We start from the raw sequence: 18,524 nt of genomic DNA, 5'->3' as shown, positions 1-18,524 counted from the left end.
CTATCGCGTGTGCCCTGGACCCTGCGCATCGCCGCGATCGGCGCGATCGTGCAGGTCGACGGCGGCGCGCTGACGGCGGCGCAGCGCAACCTGGTTACGGCGGCTTGGCGGGATGCCGTTGCTGACGACATGGGCCGGGTGGATGCCGTGGTGACGCCGCTGCTCGGTGTCGACGACGCCGCGATGCTCGCGGATCTGTCGCAGCGGGTGACGCTCGCGGCCATCGATGCGCGCCGCGGTGAGGTGTGGATGCTGCATGCCGCCGGCCTCGCCCTCGACGACGGGCGCGTCGTCGCGCTCGTCGGCCCGTCGGGGCGGGGCAAGACGACGGCGGCAATGACTCTGGGGCGCGCATTCGGGTACGTGTCCGACGAGACGGTCGCGATCGATCTCGCGGGGCGCGTCTGGCCGTACCGCAAGCCGCTGTCGGTCATCGACGATCCGGCGGCGCCGAAGCATCAGCGCACGCCGACGGATGCCGGGATGCGGGCCCTGCCCGATGCTCCGCTGCAGCTGGCGGCGGTGGTGCTGCTCGACCGGCGGTCCGATGCGCCGGAGGAGCCGGTGATCGAGGAGGTCGACCTGGGCGATGCGCTCGCGGACCTCGTGGAGCAGACGAGCTACCTGCCGTCGCTGGAGACGCCGTTGCAGCTGCTGGCCGGGCATCTCGCGCGGGTCGGCGGCGTCCAGCGGGTGATCTACCGGGAGGCGTCGTCGCTCGTCGATGTGCTGCCGGCGCTCGCCCGCGGGCCCGCCGTGGCGCCTGCCGGTGTGCCCGCCGGCGCGCTCGCTGGTGTGCCCGCTGGCGCGCTCGCTGGGACGCCCGCTGGGATGCCCGCGGGCGCGCTGGTTGGCACGCATGTTGGCGCGCCGGCTGGGACAGCGTCACTGGGCGCGGTGCCGCCGGACGAGGATGCGCCGTCCCTCGCCCCGGATGTGCCGGGATACTTCCGCACGCCGACCGAGGATGCGGTGGCGCTCGTCGATCCTGACCGCATCGCCATCCTGCAGGTCGACGCGGAGGGTGCCGGGACGGTGCGGGTGCTCGCCGGTGTCGCGCCGGCGCTGTGGCGCGCAGCGAGCGGGGCGAGCGTCGACCAGCTCGTCGCGGCGGCCGTCGATGCGTACGGGACGCCGGGCAGCGCGCGGGACGCGGCGGTCCTCGTCGGCGCGGCGCTCGCCCAGCTCGTGGAGGCGGGTCTCATCGAGCACCGGCTGCCGCGCTGGCGCATCGAGTCGGCCGTGCCGTGGGTCGACAGCGGCGACCGGGTGGTGCTGCTCCCACCGGGTGGTGACGGCCTGGCGCGCGCGCTCGACCCGTCCGGCACGATCATCTGGCGCGAGCTCTACGAGCGAGGACCGATCGCGGTGGACGCGCTCGCGGATGCCGTCGCCGAGGTCGCCGGGGTATCCGCGGACGATGTCATGCCGACCTTGCCTCCGTTCCTCGGCGAGCTGGCCGACGTGGGCGTGGCGCGACTCGCCTAGGGCTGTCTGTCGGCGCACGTGCTGTGAGCCTCGGTCTGGACCTCCACCTCGACCTCGACCTAGGGCCGAGCGCCGAGCGAGCTCAGAACGGGGCCGGGTCGTCGGCGTATGGCACGGCAGCAACGAACGCGACGGCTGGGATGGGAGCGTCTTCGCGGTAGGTTCTGCCGGTGGGTGAGGTCCACTCGAGGACTCCACCCGGGAGTTGTCGGACTCGCCAGGCGGTGAACTGCTTCATCGAATGGTGGCGTTGGCAGAGGTGCCCGAGGTTGCAGTGGTGGGTCGGGCCGCCGAGGGCATGGTCGAGTGTGTGGTCGATCTCGCAGCGGATCGCGGGGACCCGGCATCCCGGGAACCGGCAGTGCTGGTCGCGGGCTTGCAGATATCGGCGCATCGCGAGGGGGACCCGGTAGCTGTCGACGGCGAGGACCGTGCCGGTGAGGGGGTGAGTGAGTAGTCGCTCCCAGATGTGTGCGCCGCCGGCGAGTTCGCGGGCGGTGGCAGCGTCGACGGGGGCGGAGCCGATCAGATCTGCGGGGCCGTCGTCGGCGCCGCAGAGGGTTGTCGCCGACACCACGACCTGGACATGACCGCGGATGGCGCCGAGTGGACCCGCCCCGTCACCGGTGCCGGTCGGATCGATCGCGGGGGTTCCGGCGAGGAGCAGGTCGGCGAAGATGTCGGCACGCACCTGGTCGGTGCTGCGGTGATCCGTCGCAGCGAGCTCGGCGGCCGTGGGCTCACCGCCCGTGTCGACCTCGCCGCCGCCCAAGGCCTCGCCGACCGCGTCGCTCCCGATACCGAATCCGGCTCCGGGGGCGGCCCTCCCGGCATCCGCGATGGTGTCGCGGCTGTCTATGACGGCGCGGGCTTGCTGGGTAAGGCGGTCGTGAATGCCCGCGGCGATGACGGTGGGCAGGGTCGCGATGAGATCGGACATCCCGTCACGGCCGGGCACCAGGCGGACGCAGCGGGTCGCCGCAGCCTCGACGTGCCGTTCGGTCAGCGAGCGGGGGTGGATGCGCTGCGCGAGGATCTCCAGTTCGGCGCGGACACGGTTCGGTGTATCCCGCTCGCAGCGTGCGATCGCGGCGGCTTCGAACTCGCCACGCAGGTCGGGGGGAACGACGGCGCCCGTCTCGACGATCACCAGGACGTGGCCTCGGGCGATGCGTCCGGCCTCCCACGCACTCAGTGCCGCGGGATAGTCCTCCACGATCGTGCGCGCCTCATCGATCCGGCGTTGCACGGTCCGGTCGGTCGCGCGCAGCACTCCACCGACTTCCGCGGCGATCGACCGCAACGCCATGTCGTGCGCTCGGACCCGGGCCGCAGCCCCGACCGCTTGCGTCTCGGCGAGCTGACCCGCGCGTGCCAGCACCCGAAGTTGCGCGACCTGCGCAGCGTTCACGTGACGCTCGGTGGCCTCGACGTCAGCGACGATCTCGGCGAGGGATGCCAGGTAGGCATCGCTCCCGGAGGCCGGCGTCGAGGTTGTCATACCCCCATTGTGGTGAGGGGTTCCGACATTGGTGCGGAGCGATTCGGATGCCGCGCTCGAGCATCGTCGCGGGTCGACAGCCCGGTGATCAGGTCCAGGTGACCTGGTTGGTGGCGGTCTGGATCTGAGCGCCGGTGAGGGTGCCGGATGCCGTCTTCGGCTTGGCCTTGTCCGATCGCGTCTTGCCGTCGGCGATGAGCTTGTACTGCAGCGTGGGGGAGTCGGTGTAGGCCGATGTCGCGCCGGCCCACACGAACGTGTACACCATCGAATTGCCGTGCGCAGCTGCCGTCGCCGCAACCCATCCGGCGCCGGAGACGACGATCGGCTTCGTCTCCTCGAGGCCCTTCTTGTCCAGCGTCAGCGTCAGCGTCGCCCCAGTGACCGTCGCAGGGCCGCCGGGCTGGAAGTTGACCGCGCCGAAGAACGCCGTCACGACGTTCGCCTTCCCGTCCCATACCTCGCTGATGCCGTTCTGGCTGAAGGTGTACATGCGAGCAGGGACCTTGGTGGGTGCCGACGCGGCCGCCGCCGGCGCGGCCGTGGCCAGCACCAGCGCGGGTGCGGCCCATACGCCGGCGCGCAGCAGCTGGCGGCGGCTCAGGCCGGCAGGCCGTTCGGCCTCGAGGGCCGCGCCAGCACCCGCGAAAGCGTCGGTTGATCGCATGGTGAACTCCCCAGATCACGGTCGAGATCACGACTGCGGGGCCGTGATCATTCGCGAGCGTAGGGTCGCGATTCCGCCGTCCTGCGGGACTTGGGAGGATCTTGAGCAGGAAGTGCGCTCACCCTGCGATAGGCATGGTCATGACCGCTCGGTGGCCCTGCAAGGCAGCGGTCACCGGGAATGACCGGGCGGTCTACTGCTGCGTGACGGACCCGAAGGCGTAGGAGACGCTCGTGTTCGGAGTGCCGGCAGGCGCGCCCGTCCGCTTGAAGGTGAGCGTCGCGGTGAGCGTGTAGGTGCCGTTCGGGATGCGCGGGTAGTTGGGGAGATGCGCCGCGAAGCCGATGCTGATCTCCTGGTTTCCGGTCAGCGCGAACGAGCCGTTCCGCGGGTTGTGCATCTCCATGATCCATCCGGCGGCGGGCGTGGGGGTCACGCTGATCGTGATCGTGCCGGTGATCGTGCCGGGGCCCTTGTATCGCAGGGCCGCGTGGTTCAGCTGGATCGCGTTGTGATAGACGTTGAGGGTCGGCGTACCCCACGTGAAGTGGTCACTGAACACGGGCGTGGGTGGCATGGGAGCTGACGCCGCCGCCGCCGGCGCAGCCGTGGCTAGCACGAGCGCCGGCGCGGCCCACGCCCCGGCGCGCAGCAGCTGGCGGCGGTTGAGCCCTGCGGGCCTCTCGGCCTCGAGGACGGTGCTGGAACGCGCGCAGGCGTCGTCGTCTCGCAATGTGAACTCCCCAGATCACGTTCGAGATCACGACGACCCGATCGCCTTCGGGTGGCGATCGGCCGGCAGCGGTCTTCGGGTGACTGCTGACGGGGTCGTCGTGTCTCACTCGCGAGCGTAGGATCGCTCGCCCGCCGTCCTGCGGGAGTTGGGGGGATCTTGCGCTGAAATTGCGCTCAACCTGCGATTTGGGTGCGCTCCCACCGATCGCCGCCGCGACGCTGGGCCTCCGTGACGCGTGCCGCGGCGGCCTCGAGCATGTCGTCGAGGTCGTAGCCGACGGCATCCACACTCGCCCAGCCGATGCTGGCCGACAGCCGCACGCTCGTCGGCTGCGCGGCATCCGCTGCCGCAACGCGGGCGAGCAGGCGCGACAGCACCTGCCGCACGGCGCCTTCAGGCCGGGGCAGGAGCACGACGAACCCGGTATCGCCGCGGGCGTCGATGTCGGCATCCGCCGGAAGCGCGGCACGGACATCGCGCGCGAACCCGTCCGTGATCGCGGCGAACGCGATCGCACTCGACGCGTCGCGCAGGTCGTCGGGGTCATCGAGACGGATGTCGAGCACCGACCACCACTGATCGCCGGCCGCGCGGGCCCGATCGAGACGGTCGGCCGCGACGTCGGCGAAGCAGGTCGACGCGGCCGGACCGGCGGGAGCCGACGCGGTGCGGGCGAGCAGCAGCACCGTGACGAGCGCGCACACGATGTAGACGAGCGAGCCCAGCGAGTTGAGCTCGCGCACGAGTCCGAGTGCGTCCGCATCGGCCGCGATGGTGCCGGTCTGTGCGAACCGCACCGCACCGTCGATGAGCGAGAGGATGGCGAATGCCACGTAGCCTCCCGAGGCGAGCGCCAGCGGCAGCGCCTCGCCGCGACGCTCGCTCCCGAGGCGGATGAGCTCCACGAGGATGAGCGCGGCGACGACCGCCGCGACAGCGAAATCGAGGCGGAAGATGAGCGCGTAGTGGGTGCTCGTCGCCGTCGCGGCGAGCAGGAGCGGCGAGGCCACGCAGTACGCGAGGGCGGGCAGCCAGTAGAGGCGGGCCGCGTCGCGCCACGCGCGCAGGCCGACCCACACGAACGCGCTGGCTCCGAGCAGCAGGCCCGACGCCGCCGCCCGCAGCGGCAGCGAGCCCATCGTGTCGGCGGCGACCCACGCGAACGACCCGATGGTCGCGATGGTGAACGCGAACGCCCACAGCGACGTTGCACGCGACGGCCGCGCGAGGAAGCCCAGGCCGACCACCAGACCGGTGCTGAGGAGGGCCAGGACCGCGTAGCTGACGCTGGTGCCGGTGTTGATCACGCCGTGATTCCTTCTGTCGAGGCCGCGGGCAGGCGGAGGGTGACGCGCGTGCCGACGCCGATGGTGCTCGCGATCGTCAGGGTGCCGTCGTGCTGGTCGACGATCTCCCGGGCGATGCCCATGCCGAGTCCGGTGCCGGGGATGCCGCTGTCGCGGGCTGTCTGGGCGCGGAAGTCGCGGTCGAAGACGCGGGTCAGGTCGTCGGGGGCGATGCCGATCCCCGTGTCGGCGACGACGAGCTCGACGGCGTCGCCCGATCGGGCGGAGGAGATCGTCACGAGGCCCCCGCGTCCGGTGTACTTCACGGCGTTGCCGAGCACATTGTCGATCACCTGGCGCAGCCGGAAGGCATCGCCGCAGATGGGAAGGTCGCCGTCGACGATGCTGCGGATCTCGACCTCCGCCGCGTGGGCGGTCGGCTGGAATGCGTCGACGGATGCCATCATGACGGTGCGGAGGTCGAGTTCGGCGCGGGCGTCTTCGGCGGGGGCCGCGTGGGCGGAGAGCGCCGAGGTGATGAGGCGCTGCATCCGGGCGCTCGCGTTCTCGATCACGGCGAGCTGGTCGTGGACGCCGGGCGGCAGATCGTCCCGGTCGAGCAGCAGGTCGGTGTGCCCGGCGATCGCGGTGAGGGGGTTGCGCAGTTCGTGCGACACGATGCTCGACACGGTCTGCCGCTCCTGGGCGGCGCGGAACGCGCCGGTCGCATCGTGCACGGTGAGCAGGATGCCGGGGGTCTCGACCGGGCCGTCGGGCATCACGCGACTCGACACGTCGAGCGCGCGCCACGCCCCGTGCGGGTCGAACAGCCACACGCGCTCGTTCTCGAACTCCTCCGCACGGGCGGCCCGCGCGACGGTCGTGCAGTCGCGGGGGAGGGCGAAGCCGCGGTAGTCGTCGTACTCGACGGCGCTCGCCGGCCGCGTCGCGGGGACGTCGTCGATGCCGTACAGCGCCCGGTACGCCCGGTTCGCGGCGAGGATCACCCCGTGCCGGTCGATGCGGGCGAGGCCGGTCTCCATGGATTCGAACAGCGCCGCCGCGCCCGCCTCCTGCGCTTCGACGCGGTGCAGCGTGCGGGTGAGCTGGGCGGACTGCCGCCGCAGCAGGCGGGAGAACGCGCGGGTGCGCCGCGCGCCGATCTGGATCGTCATGCCGAGCAGGCCGAGGCAGAGCAGCACGACGAGCAGGCGCAGCGCCAGGTCTGGTGTGAGGGGTGCGGTCGGGGCGTGCGCCAGCACGAGCGCGGCGATCTCGCCGAGCGCGGCGATGAGCCATCCGATGCCGTAGTAGGTCGAGATCCACGCGATCGGGAAGACCCACAGGAAGCCGAGCCGGGCGTCGTTGCCGGCGTACAGCATCCCGATGGCGACGATGTCGAGGGCGGGGACCAGCGCGATGACGTGCTTGCCGAACCGCGGCCACGGCGCGGCCAGGGTCGCGCAGGTGAGCAGGAGGATCAGGATGAGGCCGCCGCCGAACGTCGCCAGCGCGTAGACCTCTGGCTCGAGGAGGGCGATCGCGATGGCGATCGTGCCGGCGCTGAGGGCGACCATCAGCTGCCACTGCCAGATCGAGCGGGAGCGGGCGTCTCCCCAGGCGCGAGCGGACCCGGAGCGGCTCTGCTGCGCGACCTCCGGGGTGTGTTCCGGCCGCACCGGCTAGCCGGCCACCGTCGGCACCGGCTGGGTGTGCCGACGAGGGGAGACGGCGCGGTAGCCGGCGCCGCGCACCGTCTCGATGAAGCGGGGGCGGGCGGCGGATTCGCCGAGCTTTCGGCGCAGGTTCGTGATGTGCGCCTCGATCGCGCGCTCCTCCGACTCGGTGACGATGTCGGTGCTGAGGTGCGACTCGTCGCGGAGGGTGAGGACGAGGTCGGCCTTGCTGCGCACCCGTCGCTCCGAGCCGAGCAGGGTGGCGAGCAGGTCGAACTCGCTGCGCGTCAGGGCGATCTCCTCGCCGTCGAGGGTGACGGTGTGGTCGTCGAGGTCGAGGACGAGGCCGTCCTGGCGCAGCACGTGGCGCGACGGGGACGCGTCGCCCGCCGACTCGGCCGCCGCCGTACCGGTCGGCGCACCGGCGTTGGGAACGCGGACGCGGCGGAGGATCGCGGACACCCGGGCGCGCAGCTCCCGCGCGCGGAAGGGCTTGACGACCACGTCGTCGACGCCGACGCTGAAGCCGAGCACGGCGTCGGCCTCGTCGGCGAGGGCCGTGATGAGCAGGATGTAGGTGTCGCTGATCTCGCGGATGCGGCGAGCGGTCTCGAACCCGTCGATGCCGGGCATGTTCACGTCGAGTGTCGTGATGACCGGGCGGTGGGTGGCGACGGCTTCGACGCCGGCGATGCCGTTGTTCACGGCGATGGGGGCGAACCCGGCGCTCGTCAGGATCTGGACGAGCAGGTGTCGCACATCGTCGTCATCGTCGATGACGACGGCCAAGGGCGCTGCGGAACCGAGGTCGCTCATAGGTCTCTCTTACGGGTGTTGTGCCGCGCCGCTTCGGCGCGGTCTGCCGGGCCCGTTGCTGAAGCGTGCCCTGCTAGCCCCGATTGTGCCAGATCGCGCGCACTGCGCGCGGCAGCGACCGCAGGCCGCGTCCCCAGCGCGCCACGCGGCCCCGGAGCTTCGGCCAGAACGCGTCGGGAATCTCCGGTCGCGCGATCAGCAGATCGTGATCGGTGGGCCAGATCGCGCGCCACAGGATGCGGAGCTTCGCGAGGCCCTGCGATCTCCGGAAGGCGACGAACCACTGATAGGCGCCCACCGATCCCGCCTCGAGGCGTTCGCGCCACTCGCGCAAGCCGGGAATCGTCCCGTCAGGGGATGCCGGGAGATCCACGCCCAGACGGGGGAGCACGGCCTGAAGTGTTTGGGTGCTGCCGGTAGCGGCGGCAAGGTCCGCGAGCTGCATCCGCTCCACCTCCGTCAGCTCGACCGTGAGCAACTCCGTCAACTCGGCCGCGTGACGCTCTTGCGTCACGGTTCCCCGGAGTGAGTGGAGGGCGAGGATCAGCACTCCGGCGACGCGGTCCGGGACCAGGCAGGGCTGGTGAGCGAACTCGAGGGGCATGCGCCGCGCCCACAGCGACTCGAAGACGACCGAAGGATCACCGAGGAAGCCGGGGTAGTAGCTGTGCACGTCGATGTCGCAGGGCCAACCCTCGCGGAGGTAGGTCTTGGAGTGGAGCGTCGTGAACTCACTGAGGAGCATCGCGTCGCGCTGCCTCCAGCCGACGTCGGCCAGATGTGTGCAGAAGTCGCGAAAGCCCGCCGGCTCCACCAGAACGTCGACGTCACCCGAAACACGAGCCGAGCGCAGACCCTGACGATGAAGCGCCGGGCCCTTGATGAACAGCACCCGAATGCCGTGCGCGTCGGCCGCCTGCTGCAGCCAGGCGTGCGCGAGATCGACGGCTTCGTCCAGTCTGATGGACGCGGGTTCGGGCACGCCCCGACTCTAGCTGTGCGCTAGGGGCGACCCATGCCGTAGTACTGCCACCCCGCGGCGCGCCACGCGGCCGGGTCGAGGCAGTTCCGGCCGTCGCGCGCTCTTCGACGTTGGTGAGCTGGGGGTTGATCCGGTGCGCGTTCGCGATCGCTTCCGGGTCGGTCATGGTGACATCGGCGCCGAGGCCGCGCAGGCGCGGTCCCGTCGCGGTGGACGCGCCGTCTATGGGTTCAAGATGACGTGTGCTGCGGCTCACTCGCGGAGGTGGCCGACGTTGTCGCGGTACCAGGCGACCGTGCGCTCCAGGCCGTCCTGAAGCGAGATCTTCGACCTCCAGCCGGCTTCCGCGAGCTTCGAGACGTCGAGAAGCTTCTGCGGGGTGCCGTCGGGTTTCGTCGTGTCCCACTCGGTCTTGCCGGTGAACCCGACGACCTCGCCGATCGTCTCCGCGATCTCGCGGATCGTGACATCCGACCCGGTGCCCACGTTGACCTGCTCGGGCCCGTCGTAGTGCTCCATGAGGTGCAGCACGGCGTCGGCCATGTCATCGGAGTGCAGGAATTCGCGGCGCGGCGTGCCGGTGCCCCAGTTCGTGACCGTCGGGGCACCCGAGGCAGCGGCCTCGTCGTAGCGCCGGATCAGCGCAGGAAGCACGTGCGACCCCTTCGGCGAGAAGTTGTCGTTCGGGCCGTAGAGATTCGTCGGCATCGCCGAGATCCAGGGGAGCCCGTACTGCCGGCGTACCGCCTGCGTGTGCAGGACGCCGGCGATCTTCGCGATCGCGTACGCGTCGTTGGTCGGCTCGAGGTGCCCGGTCAGCAGCGAATCCTCGCGGATCGGCTGCGCGGCGAACTTCGGGTAGATGCACGACGACCCGAGGAACGCGACCCGTTCGACGTCGTTGGCGAGCGCCGCGTCGAGCACGTTGGTCTGGATGCGGATGTTGTCGCTGAGGAAGTCGACCGGGTAGGTGCTGTTCGCGAGGATGCCGCCGACCTTCGCCGCCGCCAGGACGACGTACTTCGGCTTGATCTCCGCCATGTAGGCGAACACGGCGTCGCGATCCTTCAAGTCGAGCTCGGCCGAGCTCTTCCCGACGACCCGCTCGAAGCCCGATGCCTCGAGCTTGCGCACGATGGCGGAGCCGACGAGCCCGCGGTGACCGGCGACGTAGAACGTCGCATCCCGATCGAGCTCGCCGGGGGTGAAGTCGACGCCGTCCGCGCTGGTCACGCGGCGCCCTGCGACGCGAAGTCGGCCGTGTTCCACGACGCGAGCTTCACGGTGTCGATCCACGTCGGGCCCTGCTCGAGTGCCGTGATGTCGGCGTCGACCATGAGGGTCGCGAGCTGCGCCCCGTCGACGGTGGGGGTCCACCCGAGCGCTTCCTGCGCCTTCGAGGAGTCGCCGATGAGGGCGTCGACCTCGGTGGGTCGCAGGTAGCGCTCGTCGAACTTCACGAACTCCTGCCAGTCGAGGCCGACGTGGCCGAAGGAGGCCTCGAGGAAGTCCTTGATCGTGTAGCCGACGCCGGTCGCCAGCACGTAGTCGTCGGGGGTGTCGACCTGCAGCATCCGCCACATGCCCTCGACGTATTCCGCGGCATAGCCCCAGTCGCGCACCGACTCAAGGTTGCCGAGGTAGAGGTCCTTCTGCGTACCCGCCTTGATGCGGGCCACGGCGCGGGTGATCTTGCGGGTCACGAACGTCTCACCGCGGCGCGGTGACTCGTGGTTGAACAGGATGCCGTTGACCGCGAACATGTCGTACGCCTCGCGGTAGTTCTTGGTGATCCAGAACGAGTACAGCTTCGCGGCCGCGTAGGGGGAGCGGGGGTAGAAGGGCGTCGTCTCCGACTGGGGCGGCGGCGTCGCGCCGTACAGCTCCGAGGAGGACGCCTGGTAGAAACGCGTGTTGATGCCCGACATGCGTACGGCCTCGAGCAGGCGGACCGTGCCGGTGCCGGTCGTATCCGCGGTGTGCTCGGGCTCGTCGAACGAGACGCGCACGTGCGACTGGGCGGCGAGGTTGTACACCTCGTGGGGATTGATCTCAGCGAGCAGCGTCACGAGCCGTGCGCCGTCGCTGAGGTCGCCGTAGTGCAGGAAGAGCTTCGCGGACGGGTCGTGCGGGTCGACGTAGAGGTGGTCGATGCGCGCGGTGTTGAAAGTGGAGGCGCGACGGATGAGGCCGTGCACCTCGTATCCCTTCGCGAGGAGCAGCTCAGCGAGGTAGGAGCCGTCTTGCCCCGTGATGCCGGTGATGAATGCGCGCTTGGTCATGGGGTCTCCGCGGGTTGTCAAGCGTGGCTGCGGGCCACAGGGGTGGCGTCGGTCTCAAAGGTTCGACCCATCACCGTCGATGAGGCGGGGGAAGAGGGCTTCAAACGCGTCGATCGCCCTCGTCTCCGTGAGTACGCTATCGCGGAACCCTCGGCCGCTCTCCCCCCATTTTGCGCCGGCCTTCGTCGCCGTTGGCTGTCGGGGCGCGGGCCGTCTCGCACAGGGCGCTCGTGTCCCCGCTGGGGACGACCACACCAGCGCCGGCGCGCGCCACTTCTTCGGCCGTGGTTCCGCCCGGGTCGGTGCCTGCGAGCACGGGGCGCCCGGAGGAGGAGGGAGATCCACGCCGAGACGGGGGAGCACCGCCTGGAGTGCTTGGGTGCTGGCGGTAGCGGCGCCAAGGTCCGCGAGCTGCATCCGCTCCACCTCCGTCAGCTCGACCGCGAGCAACTCCGTCGGCCGCGTGACGCTCTTGCGTCAGGGTTCCCCGACGTCGGCCAGATGTCCGCAGAAGTCACGAAAGCCCGCGGGCTCCACCAGAACATCCACGTCACCCGAAACACGAGCCGAGCGCAGACCCTGACGATGAAGTGCCGGGCCCTTGATGAACAGCACCCGAATGCCGTGCGCGTCGGCCGCCTGCTGCAGCCAGGCGTGCGCGAGATCGACGGCTTCGTCCAGTCTGATGGATGCCGGTTCGGGCGCGCCCCGACTCTAGCTGTGCGCTACGGGCGACCCATGCCGTAGTACTGCCACCCTGCGGCGCGCCACGCGGCCGGGTCGAGGCAGTTCCGGCCGTCGACGATGATCTGCCCGTTCGTCAACGACGCGGCGTGCGCCGGGTCGAGCTGTCGCCGGTACTCATCCCATTCGGTGACGACGATCACCGCATCCGCCCCGCGGAGCGCGTCGTCGCGGTCTGCGACGTAGGTCAGCTGCGGGTGGATCCGGCGCGCGTTCTCGATCGCTTCCGGGTCGGTCACGGTGACATCGGCGCCGAGGCCGCGCAGGCGCACGGCCACGTCGAGGGCGGGCGAGTCGCGGATGTCGTCGGAGTGCGGCTTGAAGGCGGCGCCGAGGACGGTGACCTTCTTCTCGAAGACCGAGCCGCCGAACGCCGCGACGACAAGGTCCACGGCGCGTTCGCGGCGACGCAGGTTGATCTCGTCGATTTCGCGAAGGAACGCGACCGATTCGCCGCGGCCGAGCTCTTCGGCGCGCGCGGCGAAGGCGCGGATGTCTTTCGGCAAGCACCCGCCGCCGAAGCCGATGCCGGCGCCGAGGAACTTGCGGCCGATGCGGTCGTCGTACCCGATCGCATCGGCGAGCTGGGTGACGTCGGCGCCGGTGACTTCGGCGATCTCGGCCATCGCGTTGATGAAGCTGATCTTGGTCGCGAGGAACGCGTTCGCGGCGACCTTGACGAGCTCTGCCGTGGCGAGGTCGGTCACGAGGAACGGCGTGCCCTTGGCGACGGCGGGGTGGTAGACCTCGCGGAGCACATCGGCGGCTTCGGCCGAACCACCCACGACGAGCCGGTCGGGGTCGATCGTGTCTTGCACCGCCCAGCCTTCGCGGAGGAACTCGGGGTTCCACACGAGCGTCGCGCCGGCCGCCTCGATGCGCGGGGTAAGGCCCGCCGCGGTGCCGACCGGCACGGTCGACTTGCCGGCGACGATATCGCCGGGGGTGAGGTGGGGGAGGAGCGCGTCGACGGCCGCGTTGACGTAGGTGAGGTCGGCCGCGTAGCCGTCTTTCTGCTGCGGAGTGCCGACGCCGATGAAGTGCACCGCGGCGCCCTTCGCTTGAGCGATGTCGGTCGTGAAGCGTAGGCGGCCCGAGGCGACGCCTTCGGAGAGGATCTCGGGGAGCCCGGGCTCGAAGAAGGGTGCTTCGCCGCGGGAGAGCGCATCGATCTTGCGCGGATCGACGTCGATGCCGACGACGTCGTGGCCGATCGAGGCCATAGCCGCCGCGTGCACAGCTCCGAGGTATCCACAGCCGATGACCGAGAGTCGCATGAGAAGGAGCCTATCGGGCGTTCAGGCCTTGATTTCGTCGGCCGAGCACACCGCCGTCACCGAGGTGGCAGACGGTCCACGCTCACTTGGAGCGGAGCTCTCCGGACCTCGTCATCGAGGCGTCCGCAACGCCATCGACCGTGGAAGTGATCGAGTAAAACACGGTGTCGTTCGCGTTGTCCACCCGCGCGAAGGCGGGGAAGGTAAACGTCTGGGTTGATCCTGACGGGAAGACCTTCGCGATGGAGTACGAGCCGGTGGTCTGGTTGTTGTTCGCATTCGGTGTCGTCCACGTGCCCGCTGTGGCCGGGGTGACGGTCATGGTCGCGACAATCGTGACGGGTTTGGTGCTGGAAGCATCCATCGACACCGTGTACTGCTTCGCGCTCGCCGACTTCACGAGCGGCGCGCTCGAGGTTGCCCCGCTGTCAGGCACAGACGTAGCCGCAGCCGGCGCCGCCGTCGCGAACAGAATGACGGGTGTCGCCCAGGCGACGCCTTTCAAGATCGTTCGGCGATCGATCGGCTTCGACGATGACATGGAGCTCCCCACAAGCTCGCTGCGCACCCCACGTGCGCAAGACGTGATGAAATGTCGGTCGTCGGCACTTCTGGGGAGAGTTTTGCGCGACGATCGCCGCCGTGAGGGGCACTACGGGAAAGCCTGCGGTGACGCTTTACGAAGCGTGTGAAAGCGAGGGCTGGCAAAAGATTCCTGCGCTCTTGCGGTGCTTGCAGCCTGGTCACATGGCGCCGGGGCAGGAGCGATCGCGGATCGCGGACCGCTCGACGGTGCACGGTGCTTGGAGGACGTTGAGTCCACCGCCCCGCCGTGCGTCAGCCGCGTTGTGCCCACACGCGGGTGCCTGCGAACCGCAGGCCCGTGGCACGCACCCGTTCGCGTAGTCGTGCGGGCTGCCTCATGCACAACACCGCGAGTCGCCCGAGGCTCACGATCCACTCGCGTGTGAAGGGCACAGGACCGACGTGGGTGCGGAACGGCAGCGTGATGTCGAACTCGCGGTTGGCGGCGGCGGGCCGTTCGCGCAGTCCGCGCACGTCGTGGAGCACGTTGCCGCCGTGAATGACCTGCATCCAGCGCGGTGGCCCGATGACGTTGAGCAGCGGGCCGTGGTGGATGCTGCGCCCGTGACCGAAGTCTTGGAACACCGTGCGCGGCGGGGTGTCGGTGCGGCGCTTCTCGATGTAGGAGATGAACGGATTCGATGGTGCGTCGTAGCGGAACAGCTGGCCGCCGCGCTCGACTTGCACCCCGCGGAGGAAGTTCACGTAGAGACCGTCTTGGCCTGAAAAGCGAGCCTGCACGTCTTCGACGAAGCGCACCGCAAGTGCGTCATCGCTGTCGAGCCGTGTGGTGATCAGATACGGCGAACGGGTGACGGATTCGACCGCAGCCTGGATGGCGTGCAGTGACCAGGGCTCATCGAGCCAGACAGGTGTGAAAGGCCCTGGCGAGAGTTCGGCAACTTCTTCGCGCAGCCACTCGGGTGAGCGAGCGTCGAAGAAGACCAACCAGGTCACGTTGCGCACGCTCTGGGTGGCGAGCGATGAGGCGCATGCGTCGCGAAAGAAGCCCCACCGATAGGCGAGCCAGTCGTCGTCGGCCGGCTCTTGGTCGGCGGCGAACGCGACGCTGTAGCGGGTCAGGATCACGTGGTCGAAGGATGCCGGCACGCGCCCATCCTGCCAGCCCGGTCGTGCCCGGGCGGCGAGGGCGGTGCGGATCGGTCGCGACTGTGCTGTGCAGGAGGTAGCTCCCCACTTCGGCGTACTGTGCGGCCGGCAACGATCCGTTGGCGTGGGCGCAGGTCTCGAGAACGGGACTTCTACCTGAGTAGGTGACCTGCTCCATAGTCTTCGATCCAGTTCGGCTCGCCAGCTCGCGGCGGGGATGTCGTTGATGTTGACTGTCTCGTATTCGATGGGCGTGCGACAGCCGAGCGCGCAATGTCGGCGTTGCCGGTAGCGGCGACGCTCGCGGTCATCCAGGAGCCGGTACGGGTGAGCGGGGCGGAGGCTCCCAACGTGAAGGCCGCCCTCGCGTTGGCGCCTGCGGGCATCGCGCTCGTTACCGCGAAACGCCGCGCGCCAGACTCCCCGTTCGAGAGCTAGTTGTGAAGAAGGGTGCTTCGCCGCGGGAGAGCGCATCGATCTTGCGCGGATCGACGTCGATGCCGACCACGTCGTGGCCGATCGAGGCCATTGCCGCCGCGTGCACAGCTCCGAGGTACCCACAACCGATGACCGAAAGTCGCATGGGAAGGAGCCTGTCTGCGGTGGAGGTGCACGTATGACACTCTCGACATGGGCTCACGTTGAACCTGAGGCGGATTTGACAGGCCGTAGCGATCGTTGCCACGATCGGAGCTTGGGAGCCTTCTATCCATCGGACGCTAGCAGGATCGGAACGATGAGCGCGAAGCGTGGCGTCGCCTTACTCTCGATAGGCAACCTAGCCGTACCGCTGGCGGCCTTCCTAAGTGCACCTCTTCTTGCGCGAGCCCTAACGGTGGAGGAGCGCGGTGACGTGGCAGCCGCCACCGCAACGGCGCAACTTGCGATAGCGCTCTTCTCGGTCGGCTTGCAAGACGCAACCACTTTTTTCTCGGCCCGGTTGAACGGTAGATCGAAGCACCTGATACGTAGGTCTTTGCTGCTTGGAGCGCTCCTCGGGACGCTGGCCACAGTATCTACGATCCTTGCTGCGCCGCTGGTATCGGGGGGTAGTCCACGGGTCGAGGCGCTAATTGTCGCGGCGGCCTTCGCTTGTCTACCTGCAATGCTCGCGATGGCGGTGCGCGGATGGGCCGTGGGCGAGCAAAGGTGGGGCGCTTCGATGGTGGACGGACTGGTTGGTCCGGTAGCCCGGCTTCTGGTGCTGGTGATTCTGGTCTCGTTCGGCATGTTGAGCGCGTTGGCTGGGGTGATCGCGATCATGCTCACGGGTTTTGTTGGCGTCTTGGTTTATTTGCGTCCACTACGCCGATCAGTGGCGCCGGACTCCACGGATGAAGATGTCCCGGCTATGTCCCTGGCACGGTATGGGGCTGGTGTATGGATTGGTTCAGTCGGCGGGGTTGTGCTCTCTTTGCTTGACCAAGTGCTCATGCCCACACTGTCCACCTCCTACCAACTCGGCATCTACGCCGTCGCGGTGAGCATCAGTCAGATCGTCCTAGTAGCTAACAACTCGATTCGAAGCGTCTTTCTATCCCTTGAGTCGAGGAGTCCGGACATAGGCAGGCTGGCTCGAGTTGCTCGGATCTCAACGCTGCTAACGGTGACAGCCTGTGCTGCTATTGCCCTGATTGTGCCGTGGGGGCTACCGTTCCTCTTTGGTGCCGAGTATTCAGGAGCGATTGTCGTGGTACAGATTCTGTTGCTGTCGACAGTCCTTGGCAACGCGGGTTCAGTAGCAGGCGTCGGGCTAATGGCGCGGGGCAAACCAATTCTTCGGAGCCTGTCCATGCTCACAGCGTGTGTTGTCAACGTCGTTCTGATTCTGATCCTCGTTCCGCCATACGGCGCTATCGGCGCAGCGTGGGCCACCGTTGCGGCAGGTCTCGTAGCGGGCAACATGAACATCCTGCTTCTGCGCGCCTTCGTCGGGGTGCAAGCTCGGAACTTTTATGGTGTCCGCCGGGGGGACGTCGCGGATCTGAAGCGACTCTCAATTGAAGTGGTTCGGGTCGCTCGCAAACGAGGAGAACGCGGAGGCAGCTCGGCGGGTGAGACCGGAAGTGAGTAGTCAACTGATGAGCGCTGACATAACAATCGCGTTTGTGACATACGGCAGTGGAGACCGGATTGGGCACTTGGAACGGGGTATTCGCTCAGCGCTCGACAGCAAACACCGAGTAGTCGTCGTCATGAACGGCGCTGCGTCGGGTTTCGAGAAGCAGGTCCGCGAAGACTTCTCTGGCAACCGCATGGTGGAGATCTACCGACTGAGCGAGAACCTGGGGAGCGCCGGTGGCTTTCGAGCAGCTATTCGCTTGGCATTGACCCAGGCGAATCCTGTTAGCGATTACGTACTGCTTCTCGATGATGATGATCTGCTCGGTGCAGGCTCAGTTCAAAAGGCAGTCGCAATGTCCAGGCAGTTTGCGAACGCGCGTGGCGGGGCCCTCGTCTCAATGGCAAAGCAAAGGGAGGGAAGGGAGACAGCAGATGAGCCGCCTGCGATCAAGAGGTCAAGCTTCCTCAACTTCGATCTGTCTCAGACTGTCGTCAGACGCATTAGGCGTGTGCTCCGACTTCGGTCAGAGGTCCGAGGGGATCTGCTTTGCTTCGCTCCTTACGCCGGTCTACTCCTTCCTCGCATGGCGGCATTGGAAGTGATCAACAGAGATGCGCCGGACTATCTTCTCTATGAAGACGATGTGGAGCAGACTTTCGGTCTCGTCTCCGCTGGTTTCGCTTTGGTTCATAGTTCCGACGCCTTGATTATTGACATGAACAGTTCGTGGGCGGGCGAAGCGGGCAGGAAAACCAATCGGTGGGCCACGATTGCGGCGGGGCAACCCGACTTCCGGACCTATTACTACCTTCGCAATCGCGCACATTTCGAAAAGTTCGCTTGGCGGCAGTCTTCAGCTCGATACTGGATCAATCGATCCGTCATGCTCTCGTTGCTGGCGATACTCTGCGCACGGTATGGAAATCGAGCTCAATTTCGGTACATAGTTGGCGCTATCCGCGACGGCGAAGAGGGCCGACTGGGCCGCAATCCGCTATATCCCCTTCCGTGATACCGCCTGCCCGCTGGTACCCAGCAACGCCGACGGCGGGGGAGGGGAAGAAGACCGGCCCGCCCGTGTTCGACGATCACGTCAAGCGGCAGTTCCGAGCCGATGCCCCGAACCGGGTCTGGCTCACGGACATCACGGAGCATTGGACGACCGAAGGAAAGCTCTACTGTTGCGCGATCAAGGACGTCCATTCCAACCGGATTGAAGCGCCCTGGGTCTGGTGGAGACTCGCGCTATTTGATTCCGACCAGCGGTTCGCGGTCGGCTTGGACAGCATAGAACGCGTTCTCGAACTCG

The 18,524-nt window shown here is 68.3% G+C and carries 15 protein-coding genes and 2 pseudogenes; 5 read left to right on the top strand and 12 right to left on the bottom strand.

Translation table 11 applies throughout. From position 1 onward, the window contains the following. Positions 1-9: 9 nt before the first annotated feature. Complete coding sequence (locus BR85_RS14935) at positions 10-1,488, top strand: P-loop NTPase family protein (RefSeq protein WP_051526081.1); 1,479 nt, start codon at positions 10-12, stop codon at positions 1,486-1,488. An 82-nt stretch (positions 1,489-1,570) separates the two neighbouring features. On the opposite strand, the gene BR85_RS10520 is transcribed toward BR85_RS14935, so the two are convergent. The 10 genes from BR85_RS10520 to BR85_RS10475 all read right to left on the bottom strand — a co-directional run bounded on the left by BR85_RS10520 (position 1,571) and on the right by BR85_RS10475 (position 13,455). Next, positions 1,571-2,989: an HNH endonuclease signature motif containing protein gene (locus tag BR85_RS10520; protein WP_028494759.1), complete on the bottom strand. Its 1,419-nt coding sequence runs from the start codon at positions 2,987-2,989 to the stop codon at positions 1,571-1,573. Positions 2,990-3,077: 88 nt separating this feature from the next. After that, positions 3,078-3,656, bottom strand: a complete 579-nt coding sequence (locus BR85_RS10515) for a hypothetical protein (RefSeq protein ID WP_036272022.1) — start codon at positions 3,654-3,656, stop codon at positions 3,078-3,080. A 193-nt stretch (positions 3,657-3,849) separates the two neighbouring features. Then, positions 3,850-4,389 (bottom strand): hypothetical protein, encoded by a 540-nt coding sequence (locus BR85_RS10510; RefSeq protein ID WP_155947940.1) that lies wholly within the window; start codon positions 4,387-4,389, stop codon positions 3,850-3,852. A gap of 176 nt (positions 4,390-4,565) precedes the next feature. Next, positions 4,566-5,699, bottom strand: a complete 1,134-nt coding sequence (locus BR85_RS10505; RefSeq protein ID WP_051526080.1) for a nucleotidyl cyclase domain-containing protein — start codon at positions 5,697-5,699, stop codon at positions 4,566-4,568. After that, the gene (locus BR85_RS10500; protein WP_028494755.1) at positions 5,696-7,357 is read right to left on the bottom strand and encodes a sensor histidine kinase; all 1,662 of its coding nucleotides are present in this window, start codon (positions 7,355-7,357) and stop codon (positions 5,696-5,698) included. The genes BR85_RS10505 and BR85_RS10500 overlap by 4 nt, the downstream gene beginning before the upstream one ends. A gap of 3 nt (positions 7,358-7,360) precedes the next feature. Continuing rightward, positions 7,361-8,170 carry a response regulator transcription factor gene (locus BR85_RS10495; RefSeq protein ID WP_028494754.1) on the bottom strand — a complete coding sequence of 270 codons (810 nt, stop codon included), beginning with the start codon at positions 8,168-8,170 and terminating at the stop codon, positions 7,361-7,363. A gap of 73 nt (positions 8,171-8,243) precedes the next feature. After that, the gene (locus BR85_RS14930) at positions 8,244-9,152 is read right to left on the bottom strand and encodes a nucleotidyltransferase family protein (RefSeq protein WP_051956222.1); all 909 of its coding nucleotides are present in this window, start codon (positions 9,150-9,152) and stop codon (positions 8,244-8,246) included. A 252-nt stretch (positions 9,153-9,404) separates the two neighbouring features. Beyond that, on the bottom strand, positions 9,405-10,385 hold the full coding sequence (locus BR85_RS10485; RefSeq protein WP_028494813.1) for a GDP-L-fucose synthase family protein: 981 nt from the start codon (positions 10,383-10,385) through the stop codon (positions 9,405-9,407). Continuing rightward, positions 10,382-11,434, bottom strand: a complete 1,053-nt coding sequence (gmd, locus tag BR85_RS10480; protein WP_028494812.1) for a GDP-mannose 4,6-dehydratase — start codon at positions 11,432-11,434, stop codon at positions 10,382-10,384. Before gmd ends, BR85_RS10485 begins: the two co-directional genes overlap by 4 nt. 725 nt (positions 11,435-12,159) lie before the next feature. After that, a complete protein-coding gene (locus tag BR85_RS10475) occupies positions 12,160-13,455 on the bottom strand; it encodes a UDP-glucose dehydrogenase family protein (protein ID WP_028494806.1) in 1,296 nt (431 codons plus the stop codon). 164 nt (positions 13,456-13,619) lie between these two features. Between BR85_RS10475 and BR85_RS10470 the strand changes: the two genes are divergently transcribed. Continuing rightward, positions 13,620-14,147, top strand: coding sequence for a hypothetical protein (locus tag BR85_RS10470; protein WP_028494805.1), 528 nt, complete (start codon positions 13,620-13,622; stop codon positions 14,145-14,147). 145 nt (positions 14,148-14,292) lie between these two features. Here BR85_RS10470 and BR85_RS15540 read toward each other — a convergent pair whose 3' ends face one another. Beyond that, complete coding sequence (locus tag BR85_RS15540) at positions 14,293-15,150, bottom strand: glycosyltransferase (protein WP_028494804.1); 858 nt, start codon at positions 15,148-15,150, stop codon at positions 14,293-14,295. 442 nt (positions 15,151-15,592) lie between these two features. Further along, positions 15,593-15,733 (bottom strand): annotated as a pseudogene (locus BR85_RS15220) (UDP-glucose 6-dehydrogenase); the annotation flags it as partial. Positions 15,734-15,886: 153 nt separating this feature from the next. On the opposite strand from BR85_RS15220, the gene BR85_RS15215 reads away from it, so the two are divergent. The 3 genes and pseudogenes from BR85_RS15215 to BR85_RS15435 all read left to right on the top strand — a co-directional run. Then, positions 15,887-17,224: a lipopolysaccharide biosynthesis protein gene (locus BR85_RS15215; protein ID WP_166657806.1), complete on the top strand. Its 1,338-nt coding sequence runs from the start codon at positions 15,887-15,889 to the stop codon at positions 17,222-17,224. A gap of 7 nt (positions 17,225-17,231) precedes the next feature. Continuing rightward, positions 17,232-18,227 carry a glycosyltransferase gene (locus tag BR85_RS15210; protein ID WP_081782622.1) on the top strand — a complete coding sequence of 332 codons (996 nt, stop codon included), beginning with the start codon at positions 17,232-17,234 and terminating at the stop codon, positions 18,225-18,227. A gap of 56 nt (positions 18,228-18,283) precedes the next feature. Continuing rightward, positions 18,284-18,430, top strand: a pseudogene (locus tag BR85_RS15435) (IS3 family transposase); the annotation flags it as partial. Positions 18,431-18,524 lie beyond the last annotated feature (94 nt).

It is taken from the genome of Microbacterium sp. UNCCL10 (genome assembly GCF_000746195.1).
GTDB classification, from domain to species: Bacteria; Actinomycetota; Actinomycetes; order Actinomycetales; family Microbacteriaceae; genus Microbacterium; species Microbacterium saccharophilum.
The sequence above is the reverse complement of the archived record's forward strand: the minus strand, read 5'-3'. Positions and strand labels throughout refer to the sequence as shown.

Coding starts and splice junctions, on each gene's coding strand:
- BR85_RS10520 (WP_028494759.1), bottom strand. CDS start 2,989: ATGACAACCTCGACGCCGGCCTCCGGGAGCGATGCCTACCTGGCATCC.
- BR85_RS10515 (WP_036272022.1), bottom strand. CDS start 3,656: ATGCGATCAACCGACGCTTTCGCGGGTGCTGGCGCGGCCCTCGAGGCC.
- BR85_RS10495 (WP_028494754.1), bottom strand. CDS start 8,170: ATGAGCGACCTCGGTTCCGCAGCGCCCTTGGCCGTCGTCATCGACGAT.
- gmd (WP_028494812.1), bottom strand. CDS start 11,434: ATGACCAAGCGCGCATTCATCACCGGCATCACGGGGCAAGACGGCTCC.
- BR85_RS10475 (WP_028494806.1), bottom strand. CDS start 13,455: ATGCGACTCTCGGTCATCGGCTGTGGATACCTCGGAGCTGTGCACGCG.
- BR85_RS15215 (WP_166657806.1), top strand. CDS start 15,887: ATGAGCGCGAAGCGTGGCGTCGCCTTACTCTCGATAGGCAACCTAGCC.
- BR85_RS15210 (WP_081782622.1), top strand. CDS start 17,232: ATGAGCGCTGACATAACAATCGCGTTTGTGACATACGGCAGTGGAGAC.